The 20,784-nt window shown below is 70.8% G+C and carries 12 protein-coding genes; 7 read left to right on the top strand and 5 right to left on the bottom strand.

The genetic code is table 11. The features are described 5' to 3' along the window. The first annotated feature begins 74 nt into the window (after positions 1-74). Both dacB and ACZ5SK_RS03320 read left to right on the top strand, forming a co-directional pair. Positions 75-1,448, top strand: a complete 1,374-nt coding sequence (gene dacB / locus ACZ5SK_RS03325; RefSeq protein ID WP_334582940.1) for a D-alanyl-D-alanine carboxypeptidase/D-alanyl-D-alanine endopeptidase — start codon at positions 75-77, stop codon at positions 1,446-1,448. A gap of 193 nt (positions 1,449-1,641) precedes the next feature. Then, positions 1,642-2,343 carry a response regulator transcription factor gene (locus ACZ5SK_RS03320; protein ID WP_361704325.1) on the top strand — a complete coding sequence of 234 codons (702 nt, stop codon included), beginning with the start codon at positions 1,642-1,644 and terminating at the stop codon, positions 2,341-2,343. 69 nt (positions 2,344-2,412) lie between these two features. On the opposite strand, the gene ACZ5SK_RS03315 is transcribed toward ACZ5SK_RS03320, so the two are convergent. Beyond that, a complete protein-coding gene (locus tag ACZ5SK_RS03315; RefSeq protein WP_334582942.1) occupies positions 2,413-3,393 on the bottom strand; it encodes an SMP-30/gluconolactonase/LRE family protein in 981 nt (326 codons plus the stop codon). 213 nt (positions 3,394-3,606) lie between these two features. Here ACZ5SK_RS03315 and ACZ5SK_RS03310 point away from each other — a divergent pair, with 213 nt between their 5' ends. Then, entirely contained in the window at positions 3,607-3,906 is a 300-nt protein-coding gene (locus ACZ5SK_RS03310) for a zinc-ribbon domain-containing protein (RefSeq protein ID WP_468156261.1), read from the top strand. A 52-nt stretch (positions 3,907-3,958) separates the two neighbouring features. Here the strand turns inward: ACZ5SK_RS03310 and ACZ5SK_RS03305 are convergent, their stop codons facing one another. Both ACZ5SK_RS03305 and ACZ5SK_RS03300 read right to left on the bottom strand, forming a co-directional pair. After that, positions 3,959-5,041: a substrate-binding domain-containing protein gene (locus ACZ5SK_RS03305; RefSeq protein WP_468156263.1), complete on the bottom strand. Its 1,083-nt coding sequence runs from the start codon at positions 5,039-5,041 to the stop codon at positions 3,959-3,961. After that, complete coding sequence (locus ACZ5SK_RS03300) at positions 5,038-7,386, bottom strand: SpoIIE family protein phosphatase (protein ID WP_334582944.1); 2,349 nt, start codon at positions 7,384-7,386, stop codon at positions 5,038-5,040. Before ACZ5SK_RS03300 ends, ACZ5SK_RS03305 begins: the two co-directional genes overlap by 4 nt. Positions 7,387-7,518: 132 nt before the next feature. Here ACZ5SK_RS03300 and ACZ5SK_RS03295 point away from each other — a divergent pair, with 132 nt between their 5' ends. The 4 genes from ACZ5SK_RS03295 to ACZ5SK_RS03280 all read left to right on the top strand — a co-directional run bounded on the left by ACZ5SK_RS03295 (position 7,519) and on the right by ACZ5SK_RS03280 (position 13,080). After that, complete coding sequence (locus ACZ5SK_RS03295) at positions 7,519-8,607, top strand: sugar ABC transporter substrate-binding protein (RefSeq protein ID WP_334582945.1); 1,089 nt, start codon at positions 7,519-7,521, stop codon at positions 8,605-8,607. 57 nt (positions 8,608-8,664) lie between these two features. Next, positions 8,665-9,438, top strand: coding sequence for an ATP-binding cassette domain-containing protein (locus ACZ5SK_RS03290; RefSeq protein ID WP_468575231.1), 774 nt, complete (start codon positions 8,665-8,667; stop codon positions 9,436-9,438). A 5-nt stretch (positions 9,439-9,443) separates the two neighbouring features. Then, positions 9,444-10,643, top strand: coding sequence for a sugar ABC transporter permease (locus ACZ5SK_RS03285; RefSeq protein WP_334583807.1), 1,200 nt, complete (start codon positions 9,444-9,446; stop codon positions 10,641-10,643). A gap of 235 nt (positions 10,644-10,878) precedes the next feature. After that, the gene (locus ACZ5SK_RS03280; protein WP_334582947.1) at positions 10,879-13,080 is read left to right on the top strand and encodes a sensor histidine kinase; all 2,202 of its coding nucleotides are present in this window, start codon (positions 10,879-10,881) and stop codon (positions 13,078-13,080) included. Positions 13,081-13,133: 53 nt separating this feature from the next. Here ACZ5SK_RS03280 and ACZ5SK_RS03275 read toward each other — a convergent pair whose 3' ends face one another. Both ACZ5SK_RS03275 and ACZ5SK_RS03270 read right to left on the bottom strand, forming a co-directional pair. Beyond that, on the bottom strand, positions 13,134-13,715 hold the full coding sequence (locus ACZ5SK_RS03275) for a hypothetical protein (RefSeq protein WP_334582948.1): 582 nt from the start codon (positions 13,713-13,715) through the stop codon (positions 13,134-13,136). 130 nt (positions 13,716-13,845) lie between these two features. Continuing rightward, the gene (locus ACZ5SK_RS03270; protein ID WP_468575229.1) at positions 13,846-20,682 is read right to left on the bottom strand and encodes a polymorphic toxin-type HINT domain-containing protein; all 6,837 of its coding nucleotides are present in this window, start codon (positions 20,680-20,682) and stop codon (positions 13,846-13,848) included. Positions 20,683-20,784: the final 102 nt, after the last annotated feature.

Here is a 20,784-nt window from a genome sequence, read left to right as displayed (position 1 = left end):
CGCATGTGACGGGTGGTATGGTGCGCCGGAATTCTCTCGTGCAGGGCCCCCACACGAAAGCCTTGAGACAATCCATGAACGACATAACGGCGGAAACCCCTGTGAACTCTTTTGTCCCGGGCGGTCGCCGCCGGCACCGCAAGGCCAAGCAGAGCAGCACCGGCGTCCGGCGGGCGATCGTGCTCGCGCTGGCCGTACCCGTCACCTCTGCCGCCCTGGCCGGCCCTTCGGCGTTCGCCGCCGAGAAGGGCATCGGCACGACGGCCAAGGACACCGCACCGAGCCAGGGTCTCGACGCGGACGACCAGCAGATGGTCACGAACCTCGAAACCCGGGTGCTCGACCAGCGCCTGGGAGCCAACGTCAGCGGGGTCGTCCTCGACGCCGACTCGGACAGCACGCTCTGGGACCACAACGGGGCGACGGCGATGATGCCGGCGTCCAACGTCAAGCTCGCCACGTCGACCGCGGCTCTGACGGTTCTCGGCCCCCACCACCGCTTCACCACGAAGGTCGTCTACGGCAACGGCACCCTGACCCTCATCGGGGGCGGCGACCGGACGTTGACCACCGCCGACCTCACCGAGCTGGCCAAGACCGCGGTCGCCGGGCTCAAGGCCGCGGGGCTGACCACGGTGAAGGTCGCCGTGGACGACAGCCTCTTCCCCGAACCGACCCTGGCCAACGGCTGGAACACCGGCTACTACCCCGACTCGGTCGCCCCGGTGCGGGCGCTCGTCGTGGACGGGCACGGTGTGGAGGACACCTCCCTCGACGCCGGGCAGGTCTTCGCCCAGCAGCTCGCCACGGCCGGCGTCACGGTCGACGGCGCCGTCGGCCGCGCCACGGCGAGCAAGGGCGACGTGCCGGTCGCCCGGCACACGTCGGCGCCGCTGTCGGACATCGTCCACACGATGCTCAAGACCAGCGACAACAACATGGCCGAGACCCTGTTGCGGATGACCGCGCTGGGCGCGGGCCGCCAGGCCACCTTCGAGGACGGCACGCAGGTCGTGCGCCAGGTGCTGAGCCAGCGGTACGGGGTGTCGCTCGACCACTTCGAGATGTACGACGGCAGCGGCCTGTCGCGGGCCGACCGCATCCCGGCCGCCACCCTCGCGGACATCCTCGAACTGCTGACGGAATCCCGCTACGCCCACACCCTCGGGTCCATCCTCGACGGCCTGCCCGTCTCCGGTGAGGCCGGCAGCACCCTCGGCCCGGAGTGGGGCCGCTTCGACGACGTGAACTCCAAGTGCGCCGTCGGCAAGGTGCACGCGAAGACCGGCACCCTCACCGGCGCCATCGCCCTGAGCGGTCTGACGCAGGGCAAGGACGGCAAGTGGAAGGTGTTCTCGTTCATCGAGAACGGCTCCACGGCCAACCCGAACGACATCAAGGACGCCATGGACGGTCTCGCCGCGACCGTCAACGGCTGCTGGGCATAAACGGCCGGGTCCCTGCCTTGAGAAAAGGCAGGGACCCCGTCATGTCTTTCCCATGCGAGTCTCCGCCGTGTGATCCATAGCACAAGAAAACGGTGCCGTTTCGATGAGTCCGAGGGCTACTCTGGCTTCCAAGTGAACGAAACCGTTTCGTTCATAAGAGGCGTTTGCCCCCACCACATGGAGAACGACAGCCATGGCCTCCGTACTCGTCGTCAACGACCAGTCCCTCCAACGCCTCGGCCTGCGCATGCTGCTGGCCGCCGAGCCCGACCTGACCGTCGTGGGCGACACCGCGAGCGCCGCCGAAGCGGTCCGTATGAGCGCCGAACTCCGCCCCGACGTCGTCCTGATGGGCAGCCATCGCCCCGACGCCGACGACATCGCGACCATCCGCCACATCGCACGCCCCTCACACCTCGCACCGGTCCGCGGTGACTCCGCGGGGCCGGACGCGCATCAGCCGCGGGTGCTGGTCCTGACCTCCACCCATGACGAGGGGTACGCCTACGCCGCCCTGCGCGCGGGCGCCGGCGGATTCCTCCTCAAGGACGCCACCTCCGACGAACTGACCGCGGCGATCCGCGTCGTGGCCGCCGGGGACGCCGTCATCACCCCCGAACTCACCCGCGCCCTCATCGACACCGTCCGTCAGGAGCGCGTGCCGCGGCCGCGCGAGCGGGCCATCGGGCTCGACGCCTTCACCGAGCGCGAGCGCGACGTGCTCGTCGCCGTCGCCTCCGGCTGGTCCAACGCGGAGATCGCCGCCCGGCTCTCCATCGCCCCGACCACCGTCAAGTCCCACGTCAGCCACATCCTCGCCAAGATCGGCGGCCACGCCCGCGTCCAGGCGGTCGCCTTCGCCTACGAGTACGGCCTGGTACACCCGGCGGCCTGACCCGCCCCCGGCGCGCCGAGCACCCGTGGCCCCGTACCCGCTGTCCGGGTTACGGGGCCATGGTCGGTTCTAGTCGCGGGCGCGTTGGTGGACGCGGGCCAGGAGGAGGTTCGGGTCCTGCCGGGTGAAGTAGGCGGCGCTGGGGACGTAGGCGGTGCGGCCGCGGACGGCCACGGCGGTGGGGTTGGACAGGCCGTCCTGCCGGGTGAGGACGATCCGGTGGGTGCCGTCGGGGCGGACCAGGGCGACCCGGCTGCTGACGTTCAGGGCGGCGAGGACGGTGTCCCCGTGCCGTTCGACGAAGCCGAAGTCGTCGATCCCGTCGAGGCCCCTCGCCCGGGTCTCGATCGTCGCGGCGGAGCCGTTCTGGCGTACGGGGATGCGCAGCAGCGTCGCCGCGTCCGTGTTGGAGACCCACACGGCGTTGTGGTGGAACCTGAGGCCGTTGACTCCGACGCCGGCCGCGGGAGGCGCGGTGCCGGGTTCGAGCTCGGCTCCGGTGGCCCAGGCGACGGGTTCGCCGCCGGAGCGCGGGACGCGCCATACGGTGCCCAGTACGGAGTCCGCGGCGTAGAGCACGTTGCGGCGTTCGTCGAGGGCGAGGCCGTTGGGGAAGCCGTTCGCCGGCAGTTCCGCGATCTGCCGGGGTGCGCTGCCGTCGGGGTCGATGCGCCAGACGCCCGTCTTGGCGGTGCCGGTGGCGTAGTTGACGTAGAGGGTGCCGTCGTCGGCGCGGGCGATGCCGGTGACGACGGCCGCGCCGGTGATGGGGGTGTTCGGGTGCGCCACGGCGGGCAGCGTCGCGAGGATCCGTGTCCGGCCCTCCCGGGTGACGTTGGCGACCTGCCGGGCGTAGGCGAACGTCAGGTCGGCGGAACCGTCGGGCTCGAGCGCGATGTTCTCGGGTGTCTGGCCCCGGGCGAAGTCGAAGTGGGCGACGACGCGCGGATCGGAGACGGTCGGCTCGCCGCCCGCGGCGGGAGCCGTGGCCAGCAGGCCGAGGGCGAGAGCGGCGGCGGTGACGCCCGCCAGGCGTGGGAGTCGGGGCATGGACTGCGGGACCTCTCCGTGAGGGGAGCGGGGAAGGGCCGTCTTGCGGCGGCCAGACGACCATGGCGGTGGCCCGGTGGTGGCCGCGGCTGTCGCGGCCGGGAGTTCGCCCGCGTGGCCCAGGGCATGGACCCGGCTGCCGCTCACGCGGGTGACGCGGTATGCAGCAGACTGTGCGGTGCGGACGACCACTCACTCAGAAGGAAGCACAGCGTGATCATCTTCGGCACCAAGGGATACCTCTACCAACTGGCGATACTGACGCTGCTGTGCGGCCGGTGCGGGAACCCCGCCGCGCACACCCTCAGGAAGCGGGTCACGAAGTTCACGCTGTTCTTCGTGCCGTTGTTCCCGATCTCGACGAAGTACGCGACGCAGTGCACGTTCTGCGGCGCCGAGCAGAAGGTGACGAAGGAGCAGGCGGACCAGTTGCTCGCGCAGGGCGCGGACGGCTTCGGCGGGCAGCAGCCGTACGGGCAGCCTCACCAGCACCAGCAGCCGTACCAGAACTGACGGTTCGCACGGCGTACTGACGGTCCTCACGAGGTGCTGAAGGTCCCGCTGCTCACGGAGAGAGGCCGGCCCGGTCGCAGGCGGCCCGCAGGTCACGGGTGCAGATCTGGCCGACGGTGTACACGCCGCCTTCGACCAGGACCGGCCCGATGCCGGGGGCGGTGACCGCGGTCGGGGTGAGCAGGACCGACGGGATGTTCTCGGTGGTGGGGCTGTCGGTGGTGGTCGTCGCGCTGTCGCGGGGGTCCTCGCCGCGGCCGACGGCGACGGCCATGGCGGCGACGGCGGCAGCCTCCTTCGCGAACGGCTTGTACACCGTCATGTACTGCTCGCCCTTGACGATGCGTCGCACGGCGTCGAGGTCGGCGTCCTGCCCGGTGACGGGCGGGAACTTCGTGACGCCGGCGCTCTTGAGGGCGGCGACGACGCCCGCGGCGATGGAGTCGTTGGCCGCGAGGACGCCGTCGATGCGGTCCGGGCCGAGGGCCGCGATGGCGGCGGACATGTTGGCGTGGGCGTTCTGTGTGCTCCAGTCCTGGGTGTCGTAGGACCGCACAACCGTCGCCTTGCCGGTGAGGACGGACAGCGCGCCCTTGCGGTACCAGGCCGCGTTGGGGCCGGTCGGGTCGCCGTTGACCATGACGACGTTCGGGCGCCCGGTCCGCGCCTTCAGGGCCGTCAGGAGTGCCTCGCCCTGGAGCCGGCCGACCTGGAAGCCGTCGAAACTGACGTAGCCGACGATGGGGCCTTCGGCCAGGCGGTCGTAGGCGATGACCGGGACGCCCGCCCGGCGCGCCTCCTGGATCGAGGAGCGCAACGCCCGGGTGTCGGCGGCGTCGAGGATCACGACCTTGGCCCCCTTGGTGACCATGGAGACCAGCTGCCCGCGCTGGCGGGTCACGTCGTTCTCGGCGTTGGCGTACTCCATCTTGCATGTGGGGCACAGCTTCTTCACGTGCGCCTCGATCAGCGGCCGGTCCGAGTGTTCCCAGCGGGGGACGGCGCGGCTCGGGAGCAGCAGGCCGACGGTGAAGCCTTCGCCGCCCGTGCGGTGCTCGCCTCCGCAGGCGGCCAGGGGCATCGTCACCAGTGCCGCGGCGACCACGGCGACGAGGCATCGGCGTGGGATCCTCATGGCGCACCCCCTGGTACGGCGATCTCGCTCCACACCTGTTTGCCGCCGGCCACGGGGACCGAGCCGAAGGACTCCGACATGGCCTCGACCAGCAGCAGGCCCCGGCCGCCGGTGGACTCCCAGTCGACGATGACCGGTTTGGCGGGTGCGCGCGGCGAGGCGTCGCTGACGCCGACGCGCACCAGATCGCCGCGCAGCACCAGGTCGAGGCGGACCGGGCCCTGGGTGTGCACGAGGGCGTTGGTGACGAGTTCGGAGACGACGAGCAGGACGGCGTCGCCCGCTTCCTGGACCTGCCAGCGGCGCAGGGTGCGCGCGGTGAAGCGGCGGGCGTGCATGACGGCGTCGGGCAGCCGCCACACCATCCAGCCGGACCGGATCGGGCGGGTCTTCATGCCGTCGTAGCGCAGGAGCAGCAGCGCCACGTCGTCCTCGCGGCGGCCGGCGTCGCCGAGGAGTGCGTCGGCCATCCGGCCGGGGTCTTCGGGGTCCGCCGCGGCCAGTGCGAGGCGCGTGCGGTGCATGCCCTCGTCCAGGGGCAGGTCGGAGGCCTCGACGAGGCCGTCGGTGACCAGGGCGAGGACGGTGCCGGGGGCGAGTTCGACGGCTGTCATGGGGAACTCCGCTTCCGCGAGAATGCCCAGCGGGGGCCCGCCCGCGACCTCGACCTCTTCGGTGGAGCCCTCGGGCAGGCGCAGCAGGGGGGAGAGGTGGCCGGCCCGGACGAACAGGATGTTGCCCTCCTCCATGTCCAGTTCGGCGTAGCAGCAGGTGGCGAACAGGTCGGTCTCCATGGCGACGAGGAGCCGGTTGGCGTGGGAGACGACCACGTCGGGCGGGTGGCCCTCCATGGCGTAGGCGCGGACCGCCGTGCGCATCTGGCCCATGATCGTCGCGGCTCCGGCGCTGTGTCCCTGGACGTCTCCGATGACCAGGGCGACCCGGTCCTCGGAGAGGGCGATGACGTCGTACCAGTCGCCGCCGACCTGGAGGCCTCGCCGGGCGGGCAGATAGCGGGCCACGGCGATCCCGCCGGGCAGTTCGGGCAGGCGCCGGGGCAGCAGGCTGCGCTGGAGCATCGTGGCGAGTTCCTGCTCGGCGTCGTGCGCGTGGGCGCGTTTGAGGGCCTGGCCGACGAGGGCGGCGGTGGCGGTGAGCAGGGCGCGTTCCTCGGGGACGAACTCGTGCGGGCAGTCCCAGCCGACCAGGCAGACGCCGGCGACCCGGCCCTTGGCGGGCAGTGGCAGGACGGCGAGGCCGCCGGTGCCGATGCCGGCCAGGCCGGGTTCGAGGTCGGCGCCGGCCGGCCACAGGTCCATCCGGCCGTCCCGCAGGGCGGCCTGCAGGGTGGGCAGGGAGCGCAGCGGGGCGTCGGGCCATTCGGTGCGCCATTCGGTCCGCCACACCTCGGGCCAGGCGGTGGGCTGGGGCGGGTCGAGGACGGTGACCATGAGCCGGTCGTCCTGGAGCGCGGCGAGGGCCACCCGGTCGGCGGCCAGCGGCTCGCGCAGGGCGGAGACCACGACGCGGCCGACGTCCCGGACGGTCGCGGCGTCGTCGAGGGCGGCGGTCAGCCACTGGATCCGGGCGACGTCGTCGCTGCCGCGGCGCAGGACCGGGGTCGCCGTGACCACGCCGAGGACCTGTTCCGGGCGGTCGTCGGTGAGGGCCTGCCTCCGGCAGCTCAGGCTGAGCCAGCGCATCTCGCCGGTGGGGCCGCGGACCCGGAACTCCAGGTCCCGTCGGCCGAAGTCCTCGTCGGACGGCTCCAGGACCGACATCAGGGCGTGCATGTCCTCCGGGAGGGCGTGGGCGAGCAGGGTGTCGGCCTTGCCGTCGAAGTCGTCCGGGGTGATGCCGACGAGTTCGAGCAGGGTGTCGTCGGCGTCGATCAGGCCGGTGTCCGGGAAGAGTACGAAGGAGCCGACGCGCAGGCTGCGCAGGGCGGGCCCGAGCAGTTGGGCCGGCCGGGGCGGGTCGGCGCCGGGTGGGAGGAGGGCCGCGACGGCGTCGGCGTAGCGTTCCAGGAACCGGCGTTGCTCGCTCTGGAAGCCGTCCGCCGAGGTTCCCATGACGAGGAGGCAGCCCTGTCGTGCGCCCTCGGGGCCGAGGGGCAGCGCGGCGAGCGGGGGCTCGGCGGTGAGCCAGAGCGGTCGGTCGACTCGGAGGGCGCGTGCCGGGGGCGAGTCGCCGGACAGGGGGAGATGCTCCGGCGGCCCCGAACCGGAAGAGGTTCCTCCGGACGCGTCCACCAACCGAAGCTCCTGGTTGCCGGCGTCGGGTGCGTAGACCGCGGCCAGTGTCGCTCCGGCGAAGGTCAGGGCCCGATCGAGGCATGTCCGCAACGTACCTCCCGTCCTGCCGCAGGTGCCGACAGGTTGAGATCGGGGCACCCACCCACCAGAATCGCATATACGGATCAACCGAACACATACACCACATTTCCACCTTATTGTCGTCTACGGCAGGTATCACCCATGAAGGCCCGCATTCGGGACATGGTCGTCGCCGTGACCGCGGTGTCCGCCGCGATCGTGTCGGCGGCCTGCGGGGCGGGCGGGGGGAACGCCCCCGTCGGGGAGAACGGACCGCGCATCGGTCTGCTTCTGCCGGACGCCACCACGGCACGGTGGGAAGCGCAGGACCGGCCCCTGCTGGAGAAGAGGATCAGGCAACTGTGCGACACCTGCGCGGTCGAGCACGCCAACGCCAAGGGCGACGTGGCCCTCCAGCAGGAGCAGATGGAGTCGATGATCACCAAGAACGTCGACGCGATCGTGCTGGTGGCCGTGGACGCCCGTTCGCTCGGCCCCGCCGTCACCAAGGCCCACGAGGCGGGCATCCCCGTCATCGCCTACGACCGGCTCGCCCAGGGCCCGATCTCGGGATACGTCTCGTTCGACGGCGTGGAGGTCGGCCGGCTCCAGGGCCGGGCGCTGCTGAAGGCGATGGGCGACAAGGTTCCCGGCGCCGAGATCGTGATGATGAACGGCGACCCCAGCGACCCGAACGCGAAGGCGTTCAAGGACGGCGCGCTGTCCGTGCTCGGCGGCAAGGTGAAGATCGGCAAGGCCTACGACACCCCCCAGTGGCGGGCCGAGACCGCGCACATGAACATGTCCGGGGCGCTCGCGGCCCTCGGCGCCGGCTCCGTCGACGGCGTCTACGCGGCCAACGACGGCCTCGCCGGCGGAAGCATCGCCGCCCTCAAGGCCAACAAGGTGGACCCGCTGCCCCCGGTCACCGGGCAGGACGCCGAGCTCCCGGCCCTGCGGCGCATCGTCGCGGGCGACCAGTACATGACCGTCTTCAAGCCGTTCAAGCCCGAGGCGGCCGCCGGCGGGGCCATGGCGGTGGCCGCGGCCCGCGGGCAGAGCCTGGACAAGGTGGCCACGGGCCAGGTGCCGACGCACGGCGGGAACGCGGTCGCCTCCGTCCTGCTCACCCCCCTGTCGGTGACCGCCGGCAACATCCGGGACACGGTGGTGAAGGACGGCCTGCACACGGTCGCGCAGATCTGCACCCCGCAGCTGCGGGCCGCCTGCGCGAAGGCCGGACTGACCTGAGGCCGCACCGACCGGCCGCCGCATCGCCCCGACGCCCCCGAGAAGGAGTTGGTTTCCGTGCCGGATCCCCCCCTGCTGGCGCTGCGGGGCGTGTGCAAGCGCTTCGGCGTCGTCGAGGTCCTCACGGACATCGAGCTGGAGATCCACTCCGGGCAGGTCGTCGCCCTCCTCGGGGACAACGGGGCCGGCAAGTCCACTCTGGTCAAGGTGATCTCCGGGGTCACCCCCGCCGAGAAGGGCGTCATCGAGTGGAAGGGCCGGCCGGTCCACATCAGACGCCCGCACGACGCCCGGGACCTCGGCATCGCCACCGTCTACCAGGACCTGGCGCTGTGCGGGAACCTCGACGTCGTCGGGAACCTGTTCCTCGGCCGGGAGCTCCGCAGGTTCGGGTTCCTCGACGAGGTGGAGATGGAGCGCCGCACCAGAAAGCTGCTGGAACGCCTGACCAGTCAACTGCCCGATCTGCGCGGCCCCGTCGTCTCCCTCTCCGGTGGCCAGCGTCAGACGGTCGCCATCGCCCGCTCGCTCCTCGCCGGACCGCGGGTGCTCCTCCTGGACGAACCCACCGCCGCGCTGGGCATCGAGCAGACCAGCGAGATCCTGGATTTGATCGACCAGTTGCGCGACCGCGGGCTGGGCGTGCTGCTCATCAGCCACAACATGGGCGACGTGAAGGCCCTCGCGGACCGGGCAGCGGTGCTGCGTCTGGGCCGCAACAACGGCTTCTTCGACGTGCACACCGCGTCGCACGAGCAGATCATCTCGTCCATCACCGGCGCCACGGAGAACGTGCCGCGCCGCCCGGCCGCCCGGGAGGCGGGGTGGTGACCCGCGTGCGGGCCGTCGGCCGTGCCCTGGGGAGCGGGGTCGCGGTCTTCCGGCACAAGCTGGGCGCGGGCGAGCTGGGGTCACTGCCCGTCGTGCTCGTGCTGGCCGTCGTGTGGATCACCTTCCAGTCCCTCAACGAGAACTTCCTCTCGCCCCGCAACCTGTCCAACCTCAGCGTGGACATCGTCGGGACGGGGTTGATCGCGGTCGGCATCGTCTTCGTGCTGCTGCTCGGCGAACTCGATCTGTCCGTGGGCTCGATCAGCGGCCTGGCGGCGGCCGTCTTCGCCGTGCTGAACGTCAACCACGGGGTGCCGGAGTGGCTCGCGCTCGTCGTCGCGGTGCTCGCGGGCACCGTCGCGGGAACCGTGCAGGGGTATTCCATCGCCCGGACGCGGGTGCCGGCGTTCGTGGTCACGCTCGCCGGGCTGCTCACCTGGAACGGCCTGATGCTCGCCATCCTCGGCGACAGCGGCACCGTCAACCTCGACGAGGACGGGCTGGTCGCCAAGCTGACCAGTTACTACTTCACCGATGACGCCGTCGCCTACGGGCTGGCGGCGCTCGCCGCGGGCGCGGTCTTCCTCGCCCTGGACCGCGACCGGCGGCGGCGCAGGGCCGTCGGCATGCCGCATCGCTCGCTGCGCGCGATCGTGGTGCGCACCGCGGGGCTGGCGGTGGTCGCGTTCGCCGTCGCCTATCTGCTGAACCGGTTCCAGGGCCTGCCGCTCGCCCTGCTGATCTTCCTCGTGGTGGTGGCCGGCCTCGACGTCATGCTCCGCCGTACGCACTACGGGCGGCAGGTCTACGCCCTCGGCGGCAGCATCGAGGCGGCCCGTCGTGCCAGCCTCAGCGTGACGGGGGTGCAGACCGCGGTGCTCGCGGCCTCGGGCACGATGGCCGCGATCGGCGGCCTGTTCCTGGCCTCCCGCATCACCTCGGTGAGCCAGAGCTCGGGCTCCGGGGTGCTGCTGGTCAACGCCATCGCGGCGGCCGTGATCGGCGGCACCAGTCTGTTCGGCGGGCGCGGTACCACCTGGTCGGCGGTGCTGGGCATGCTGGTCATCCAGTCGATCGCCTCCGGCATGGCCATCACGGACACTCCCCCGGCCGTCCAGTTCGTGATCACGGGCGGGGTGCTGTTCGCCGCGGTGGTCATCGACTCGCTGTCGCGTCGCTCCCAGGAGGCCCATGGACGGGCCTGAGGCGGTACTCGTCGGTTTTCTGTGACTCGATATGACCCGAGTGCACTGAAGTGGCCACGGAGGCCGATAACTTTGGTTAAAGTTGCACCACTTTTGAACGCGGCCCCGCCGACTCGTCGTAGTGAGGGGTACCGGCGCGTCACGCGCGAGACGTTCCAGCAGCGATTGGACGACCTTGCCGAACAACTCACCTACGGCGGAGGGACGGAGAAAGTCCCTCACCCGCAACTGGCCAGTGGGCAGAAGGCTTCGGGCCGTTCTGCTGATTCCGGTGCTCGTCGCCCTCGTTCTCGGGGGCGTGCGGGTGAAACGTTCGGTCGACACCTGGCAGGACGCCGACGACGCGGTCCGCGTGGCCGAACTGGTTCAAGCGGCGAACAAATATGCCAGCGACGCGATCAACGAGCGCGATGTGTCGGTCATCCCGCTGGTGAAGGACAAGAAGACATCGGACGCGGTCGTGCAGGCCCGGAAGATCACCGACGCGGACGCCAAGGCGTTCAGCGCGGCGGTCGACCGTATGCCGAAGACCGCCGGACTCCTGCGGCGCGTGCAGCTGGTGCGCGAGGGCGAGAAGCAGCTCGAAACCGTGCGGGCGGCCGCCTTCACCTCCCGGATGTCCGGGGTGAAGACGGAGGAGAGCTACCACACCGTCCAGCACCCCCTGATGGAGATCTCCAACGAGCTGGGCTTCGGCAGCAACAACCAGGCGAGCTACGGCCGCACGCTCTACGCCGTGTCCCTGACCCAGGCGGCCGAGTCCCTGATCCGGTCCATCGGCACCCATCTGCTGGTGGAGGACCGCGACGGCCTCGCCCGGGGCGAGCTCCAGGCACAGCTCGCCTCGTTCCGCTCGTACGCCTACCTCGAACAGGTGGGGCTCCAGGAGTACGCGGGCGCCGGCACCACCGGGGACATGGCACGGTTGCAGAAGGCGCTGGCCGACGCGGAGGCGCGTGGCAGGCAGCAGATCGCCCAGGCCGCCGCGCAGGCCAAGGCGGCGGGCCGGACGTTCGTCGCCCCGCCCGGCATCGACAAGATGATCACCGAGATCTCCACCGGGAAGCCGGCCGCGGAACTCGCCGCGCAGGGCATCACGCCCGAGTCGTTCTTCGCCGCGTCCACGCTGGGCTTCGACGCCTACCGGGGCATCCAGGTGAACCTCACCGACACCGCGCTCGCGAGCGCCCAGGACATCGCCGACGACGCGCGCCGCGACGCCATCATGAACGCCGCGCTCGTCCTCTCCGCGGTGCTCGTCGCCTTCCTGCTCGCCGCCTGGGTGGCCCGCACGATGAGCACCGGCATGCGCCGGCTCAGCGCCTCCGCCATCGAGATCGCCGGGCAGCGGCTGCCGACGATGATTGACCAGATGTCGCAGAACGACCCCGGCCAGGTGGACACCCGGGTCACCCCGATCCCGATCCACACCACCGACGAGATCGGCGAGGTCGCCCGGGCCTTCGACCACGTCCACCGCGAGGCCGTCCGGCTCGCCGCGGAACAGGCCCTGCTGCGGGGCAACATCAACGCGATCTTCACCAATCTCTCGCGCCGCAGCCAGTCCCTGATCGAACGTCAACTGGCGCTGATCACCAGCCTGGAGGACAACGAGGCCGACCCGGAGCTGCTGGAGAACCTCTTCCGCCTGGACCATCTCGCGACCCGTATGCGCCGCAACGGCGAGAACCTCCTGGTGCTCGGCGGCGAGAAGCCCGCCCAGCAGTGGGACCAGCCGCTTCCGCTGGTCGACGTGATCCGCGCGGCCTCGTCGGAGGTGGAGCAGTACGAGCGCATCCGCTTCTCCGGCATCCCCGAGGCCCACGTCCACGGCCGGGCCGTGACCGACCTCGTCCATCTGCTCGCCGAACTGCTGGAGAACGCCACCGCGTTCTCCTCCCCGCGCTCGGAGGTGCAGGTGACCGCGGCCCGGCTGCCCGACGGACGGATCATGGTCGAGATCCACGACGAGGGCATCGGGCTGGAGGCGGACGACTTCGCGACGCTCAACCACAAGCTGGCCAACCCGCCGACCGTCGACGTCGACATCTCCCAGCACATGGGCCTGTTCGTGGTCGGCCGACTCGCCGAACGGCACGGCATCCGCGTCCAGTTGCGCCCCTCGGGCGAGCGGTCCGGCACGACGTCCCTCGTCATGCTGCCCGACACGGTCGCCCAGCGCTCGCCGGACGCCATGCCCGACTCCGACACGCTGGCCCTGGCCGTGGTCAGGGGCGTCCCGCAGTCCCGGCACGCGGACGCCCTGGCCGGATTCGGCGGCCAGGACTCCGGTGACGCCTTCACGGACTACGAGGCGTGGCAGGACGAGTCGGCGAAGACCCGGCCCGCCGAGGAGCCCCAGCCCCCGGCCGCGAAGACCCGCCCACGGCCGCTCCCCCGCCGCGCCCCCGGGGGCCGGGGCCGTCGCCCCCAGTAGCCGTCATGCACGATGCCCCGCCGGAAACGTCCGGCGGGGCATCGCGTATGCCGTCAGTGCTCCGGGGGATGCGCTCTGAGCCAGGCCTCGCCTTCGGCACGCTCCGCCGCGGGAGTGCGGGGATTGGCGGAGCGCCGCTCGACGTAGTCACGGATGATCTTCACTCGATGCGGGTCGGGAACCAGCAGGGAGCCGATGGTTTCCTGCCAGACGGTGCCTCGCAGGATGACGTTGCCGTCGAGCGAGAGCATGGCGAACTCGGGGAACCCGGCCGCCGATCCCAGGATTCCGGTCGCGGCGCCGGCCCCCATGATGTCCCACTCCTGAAGGAGCCGGACTCTCGCCCAGCGCAGGATCGGCACCGACTCGTCGTCGGCGTGGTTCACTCCCAGCAGGAACTCCCGGTCCTCTCCCAGGAACCCGTGGTCGCGGGCCAGCCGGAACCACCCGTCGTTCGCCTTCTCGATCAACTGCGGATCGTCCCTGCGCACGGTCTCGTCACGCCGTCCGTCCTCCCGACGGCAGCTGGTGGCGAGCCAGGCGGCCGTGACGGGCAGGGCGCCGCCGCCGGCTTCCGCCGCGCACCACTGCAGGCCCGCGTCCAACAGCGACGCCGCGAACTCTGCTTCTTCCACAGGGGCAACCTTTCTCACCCGTGCGTCCCAAGGCTCCTCGGGACGACATGAACCCGGCCGCCGGGGAGACTCCTGCCTCCCCGGCGGCCGGACGGCGCCGCGATGTCGCGGCGGATTCCCTCGGGACTTCTTACGACCGAGGTGTGTAGGGATAGATCCTGGTGTAGTCGTGGTCCCTGATCCAGCCGATGTCACCGTGACCGTTGATCAGCACCCGGTAGTCGTTGCCGCCGTTGGGGATGTCGTAGATCTTGGCTCCACCCCACTTCCGGGCGATCCGCAGCGGCGTGGTCGGCCGCACCGTGAAGAAGTCGAGGTCGCCGTTCTCGTCCACCCGCTGCGGGCGTCCGTTGACCTGGATGTCCGCGACCCCCTCGTGAACGATGTTCGGGGTCTCCGGAACGGCGTTGGCGCCCCGTGCCACCCTCTTGGGGCAGTTGTGCACGAGCACCGGCGTGGTCCCGGCGAGCACATAGTACGCGTGGACGTCGGCGACGGTGAGGTTGTGCACGGTGGCCGGGGCGGTCCAGCGGTCGACCGCCGTCACCCGGACCGTGGCCCCGGTGGAGGCGAGCAGCCACTCGCCGGGGATGAGGTGGGTGGCGTCGATCCACTGGCCCAGTTCCGGCACCCAGAAGGGGTGGCCGTCGGTCGCGGTCAGGGAGACCGTCCGCTTCTCGCCGTCGACGGACAGGGTGAGCCTGACCAGCTGCTTCAGGCCCTTGCCGGTGATCTCGGCGGTGACCGTCTTGGTCGTGGTGCGGCCGGTCTTCGGATCGGTGGTGCGAACCTTGTCGCCGGGTCTGATCTCCTCGATGGGCTTGGTGGTGCCGTCGGCCAGCAGGACCCCGGTACCGGGGGCGAAGCTGTTGCAGGGCGTCCCGTCTTCCTCGATTCCCTGCGCCCCGCCGAGATAGGCCAGGAACACCTCGTTGGTGACCTCTTCGATGACCTTGCCCCGCGCCACCTCCTTGGCCTCGTCCGAGCACTGGCTGGCGTGGTAGACGCAGTAGGTGGCCGCGATCTCCTTGGCCTTCTTGACGTCGGCGTGGTCGCCCTCGTGCAGCACGTAGAGGTAGGCCTGGCGGCATCCCTCACGCCCGTAGCAGGCCGAGCCCGCCGTGGACGACTCGTAGACGGGGTTGGACCAGAAGTTGTCGGTGAATTCCCCGTCCATCATGCTGGCCCAGTAGTTCTGGAGCTTGTCGATGTCGTTCGTGACGGGGGTGTTCGTCGCCACCCAGTGCTTCTTCGCCGCGTGGGCGCGCTTGTAGATGTTGCCGCGGTGGTAGTCGGACGTGCCCGTCTTCGGGTCGTAGCCGACTTCCTGCTGCTCGTGCTTGCTGCAGTACTTGACGTCGTACTGGCAGGAGTTGGGCCGGGAGCCGATCTCCGTGCCCGCCGGGTCGGAGAACGTCAGCGGGTTGTTGTTGGCGTAGGAGTAGCCGTTCATCTGCTGCGGGTCGTCGGCCGTGAAGACCGGGTCGACCGACAGGAACCGGCCCGTGGCGGGGTCGTACTCGCGGGCGCCGAGGTGGGTGAGGCCCGTGGCGGTGTCGGCGGTGCCGCCGATGAAGCCCTTGGTGCCGGTCCAGGTGTTCGGCTCGGTGCCGCGCGACCCGCCGAACGGCAGGGTGCGGCGCTGGGTCAGTGCCTGGGAGGTGGCGTTGACGGACAGCTGGGCCGTGCCGTGGTGGTCGGCCAGCGTGAAGGAGATGGATCCGTCGTTGGCCTGGACGGCCTGGTGGCCGCCGCCCACGTCGATGTAGCGGGTGCCCTTGGCGGCGGTCGCGCCCTTCGGCAGGGTGATCTCCGTGGCGCCCAGGTAGAGCGTCGTCTCGGTCGGGGTACGGCCGATCAGCCGGGTGCCGTCGGCGTCGTAGAGGTACTCGGTGACCTTGTCGCTGCCGCCCTCCACCGGCTGGGTGACCTTGGCGAGGTGGCCCTCGGCGTCCCAGTCCAGGGTCTGCGAGGTGCCGTTGCCCAGCAGCCGGGTGTGGGTGTTGCCGTCGTCGTCGTAGGTGAAGCTGTCGGTGGACTTGACCGTGCCGGTGACCTCGTCCACGGAGCCGAGTGCGTGCGGACGGACCGCACCCGGGTCCGGGTAGTGGTAGCTCCGCTTGGTGTCCGAGGCGCCGGTCGTGGTGGCGTGCCGGGTCTCGGTGAGCCGGTTGCCGACCTTGTCGTAGGTGTACGAGGTCCAGTACGGCGCCGGGCCGCCCACCGTGTCGGTGGTGGGAGTGGCGACGCACCCGGTGGTCGACTGCGCCCAGGCCTCCGTCACCCGGCCGAAGTAGTCATAGGCGAAGCACTGGTTGTCGGTGCCGGAGCGGGAGGTGTCCGAGACGGACAGGACGTTGCCCGCCTCGTCGTACTTGTAGGTGTTGTACTGGTCGACGCCCGCGACGTCCTGACGGTCGACGCGCGAGGTCGCCAGCCGCTGGGTGCCCCACTCGTAGGTGTTGGTCTCGTACGTGGTCTTGCCGCCGTTCGCGGCCAGCGAGTACTGCAGCGGCTTGCCGGTGAGGCTGAAGGTGGAGCTCCCGGTCAGGTTCTGCGGGCCGCTGATCCCGACCGGCCGCAGGGTGCCGTCCTCGTAGGTGTAGGTGACGGTGTTGGCGGCGAGGTCACCGGCCTTGGGGTAGCCGATGCCCTGGATCGTGCCCGAGGCGTTGTAGCTGGTCGACGTCAGGTAGGTGCCGGCCAGCGCGCCCTCGGTCGAGGGGATGGTCATCGAGGTGCGCAGCGGCCGGTACTGCCGGTCGTAGGCGACGATGCTGGTCTTGTACTCCTGGCCGCCGCTGTATCGCGAGCTGGACGCGAGCTGGCCCTTGGCGCCGCTGACGGTGTCGTAGACCCACTTGGCGCGCAGCGTGCCGGTCGAGGAGGTGTCGCGCACCTCGGTCTTGCGGCCCAGACCGTCGTAGCCGTAGGCGAGGACGCTGCCGTGGGCGTCCTTGGTGCTGGTCATCTGGGAGCGGTCGTCGTACTCGTGGTGGCCGGCGCCCTTGTCGGGGTCCGTGGTGTCGGTGAGCCGGCCCATCAGGTCGTACGTCCACGTCCAGGCGTTGCCGGCCGGGTCGGTGACCCGCGTCAGCTCACCGCGCGGCGAGTAGCCGTACGACGTGGTGTCGTAGGCGGCGTCGGCGGCGCGGGCGTGCAGCAGGCGCACTTCGGTGGTGCGGCCGCGGGCGTCGGTGACGGTGGTCTGCGCGGTGCCGCCGACCGGCGGGATGACCGTGGTGCGGTCACCGCCGTAGATCGTCTTCGTGATGCCGAGGACCGCTCCTCCGTCGCCGTTGCCGGCGATCTGCCGCGACTCGGTCACCCGGCCCAGACCGTCGTAGGTGTAACGGTTCTGGGTCTCCACGCCCAGCGCGTCCTCGGGCTTGAAGAGCGTCGTGGACGGCGCCGCGGTGGCGTAGTAGGGAGCGAACTCCTTTGCGGTCAGGCCGCGTTCGTCGTAGAAGGTGTCCGCCAGCAGGGTTCCGCCGTTCGGACCGGGGGCCTGGGTCTGCCGGGCTCGCAGGAAGCCGTCGTAGAAGGTGTACGTGGTGTCCTGCGCACCCGAGTTGCCGATGGTCTTGGTGGCCACCACGACCGGCTTGCCGTCGGTGATGGTGTAACTGAACTCGTAGCTGGGGGTCTGGCTCGTGGTCCGGTCCGTCTGCCACACCTTGGCGGTGCGGCCCAGCGCGTCGTACGCGTAGGTGACGGCCTTGCCGTTGGTGTCGGTCTCCGTGAGCGGCTGGCCGCGCAGCGTGTCGTAGGCGGTGGTCGACGTCTGCGCGGTGGTGCTGTCCGTCGGCGTGGCGGGCGGGGTAGTCACCGTGCTGCTCGTCGGGAATCCGGTGGTCGGGTTGTAGGCGGTGGTGGTGGTCCGGCCGTCGGTGCGGGCGGACCGGGTGAGCGCGCCCGCCGAGGTGACCGTGACGTCGGCGGTCAGGTCGTTGGTGGTCAGCGCCCTTCCGTAGCCGTCGTAGGTGGAGGTGGACTCCAGATAGACCGCGCTGGAGCCGCTGTACGTCTTCAGCTTCGCGGTCCGGGTGGCGTCGCCCTTCGTCGCCGCGGCGCCGTACGCCCCGCCGTCGTAGGCGGTGCGGACGTCGGACATGACGTCGGCCGGGCGGCTGGTGGCGGCGTCGCACGCCTTGGCTACCGTCTCGACCCGGGAGGGGGCCTGCACGGGGACGCTGCCGGCGACGTAGGTGGTGCGGGTGCACTGGTCGTCGGCCGCGGTCGTCGTGTCGCCGAGGTCCTCGGTCTGGGTGACCAGGCCGGTGGTGGCGTCGTGGGTGTCGGACGTCGAGGTGGTCTGCCACTTGACGCCGGCGCCGTCGTCCAGCGACGTCCAGGACTTGGTGGAGGCGTTGCCGGTGAGGTTGGCGGTGACGGTGCCCCAGGTGCGGACCTTCTTCGCGGTCTCCTTGTACCAGGGACGGTTCACCGTCTTGGACAGCACCTTGCCGCCGGGACCGGAGTAGGTGACGGTCTTGTACGCGAAGCCGGCCTGCGACTCGTGGTCGGTGATCGGGTCGCCCTCACCGGAGTCGAGGGTGACCGACACGCTCTTGGTGCCGCCGCTGGTGGTCTTGCGGTCGCCGTCCATGCCGCGCAGGAAGTAGGAGTCGGTCTGCGTCTTCATGGCCGACGCGCCGCCCTGACCGCCGGTGCGCACCCGGACGTGGCCGTAACCGCGCCACTGCGACCAGGTCTTGGACTTCTCCTTGGTCATGCCGTCGTCATCGTCGTAGTGCCAGGCCGCGCCGTCCAGGTAGTCGTACATGGTGACCTGGTCGGGGGCGCCGCCGGTGCGGTCCGTCGAAGTGACCGTGTCCACCACGTACTTGTTGAACCACTGCCGGTCCGGGTCGTCGGTCGCACTGCCGCCGATGTACTGCGGGAAACAGCGGGTGGTGTTGGTCTCCGGGGTGGGCAGCGAGGCGGCGTCACAGACCGGGGCCGAGTAGCCGACGTCGATCTGGCCGCCCGCCTCGTCGGCGACGGAGGACAGCCGGGCCTTGATGTACGGCGCGTAGCCGTCGCCGATCTTGTCCAGCCGGTTGGCGAGCTGCGTGTAGGCGAACGTGACCTTCGGCAGGGTGATCGAGGCCGTGCCGTCGTAGCCGGTGTGCTGCACGGAGTCCAGCAGCAGCTGGTAGTCGGTGTCGGCCATGCCCCACCGGTGGGTGAGCTTCCAGCCGTCGACGTTGCTGTAGGCGCCGGACGCCAGGACCTGGGTGGTGACGCTCGTCAGCCGCTTGCGGGTGAAGAACGCCGGGGAGAACCGGCCGTTGTCACAGTCGGTGCCCGCCGTGCAGTTCAGGTCCCACGGGGTGTCGTACCAGTAGAACGCGTCCTTGGAGATCGAGGAGCAGTCGGTGTTGCTGTCGGGAATGCACCGCTCGCTGTTGGTGAAGTTCACCTTGGCCAGCGGCTTCGCCGAGTACATGGCCGTGGACTTCAGGCCGTACTCGATGCGGTCCACGGTGCCGCCGCGCACGTACGGGGTGTCGTCCGCCGCCTTGAGGTTTCGGCCGTAGGAATTGCTCTCCTTGTCGTAGTAGTACGCGACGGCGTTGCCGTGCGGGTCCACCACGTAGTCCAGGTTCCAGCGCCAGCCCTGCTGGCACCAGGAGTCCGCGAAGGCGGCCGCGTGGCACGGTTCGTCCGTGTTGTTGCCGAAGACCGGCACCGTCCACGCCGAGTCGGTGGTCTCGTTGCCGCTGGCCCAGCCGGGCAGCCGGTTGTAGCCGAAGTAGTACTGCGTGCCGTCGGGCGTCGTCACCCGCCAGTACTCGTCGTTGCGGGCGCCGTTGGAGCGCACGTCGGACGACGAGCCGTAGATCCGGTCGATCTTCGTGCCGTTGTCGTTCTGCAGCTTGAAGGAGTTCGTGCCGTTCGGCACCAGCTCGCCGCCCGAACCGTTCAGCGACAGCGTGGCGTTGTCGTACGCCCAGCACAGGTCGCCCGGCTTGTTGCCATCGGCGTTGGTGACGCCGTCGTCCGCGCACCCCTTGTAGCTGCGCTCGATGAAGCCCGGCGACAGGTCGAAGCCGTCACCGACCCACGACGCCTGGTTGTTGGTGTTTCCCGTCCGGCCGTCGACCCCGCCCGAGGAGTACGACAGACCGACCTTCGGGGCCAGCCCGCCGGGCACCTGCGGCACCGCCATGTCGTAGGCCCAGGCGAACGAGCCGGTGCTCTGATCCGTGTTCCAGGTCGAGGAGGCGGACAGGGGGGTGGCCTTGTAGTCGCCCCGGTCGCTGCCGGTGGACGTGGCCGCCGCCAGGACCGTCGCCGTGCTCGCGCTGAGCGCGACCGCCTTCGTGGTCAGCGTCTGCTTCTCGGTGTCGTTGACGGTCGGCACCGGCTGGACCGTACGGCACTGCGCCTTCTGCGGCGTCGTCAGCGCACACGCCGGCAGCCGGACCAGGGTCAGCCGGTCCGCGTAGCCGCCGCCGTACAGGCCGGCGAACGAGGAGTAGTCCAGCGCGGCGCGCACCGTACCGGCGCGCCGCGTGCCGCCCTGACGGGGCGTCAGGGTGAAGACCGGCCCGTCGACCCCCGTCCTGGCAGCCGCCGCGCGGGACAGCGTGCCGACGGTGTAGGTGCCGGTGGCCGCGTCCTTGGACCGGTCGACCTTGGTGTCCAGGGTGAGCGGCAGACCCTTGACCCGGGTCGCCTGCGGCCGCAGCGTCACGGCCGCCGCGCTCGCCTTCGGCCAGCCGGTGGCCGGCGCCTCGGCGGGCGTGCGAGGCCCCTTGGTCACCTTGCGGGGCACCGCCTTGCCCGCCGGGCCGCCGGCGACCGGCGACTCCGACTGCGGCAGCGCGGGCTTCACCCAGCCCTGGGCGACGGCGGGCACGCCCGACGCCTGGAGCAGGGTCGCGGTCAGCACGGCGGCCGTGGCCATCGCCATACGGCGCCACGGCCTGCCCGTTCGGTTACGTGATCTGGTCTTCATGCCGTTCCGTGTTCCTCCCGTTGAGTGCTCCGCGGACAGCGGGACGCCGTGCACGGCGGAGCGAAGCAGTTGGCCCGGGAACGGGCCGGTCCGCACGCGGCG

The organism is Streptomyces sp. NPDC031474, from assembly GCF_055581185.1.
This window is presented reverse-complemented; position numbering and strand designations above follow the sequence as displayed.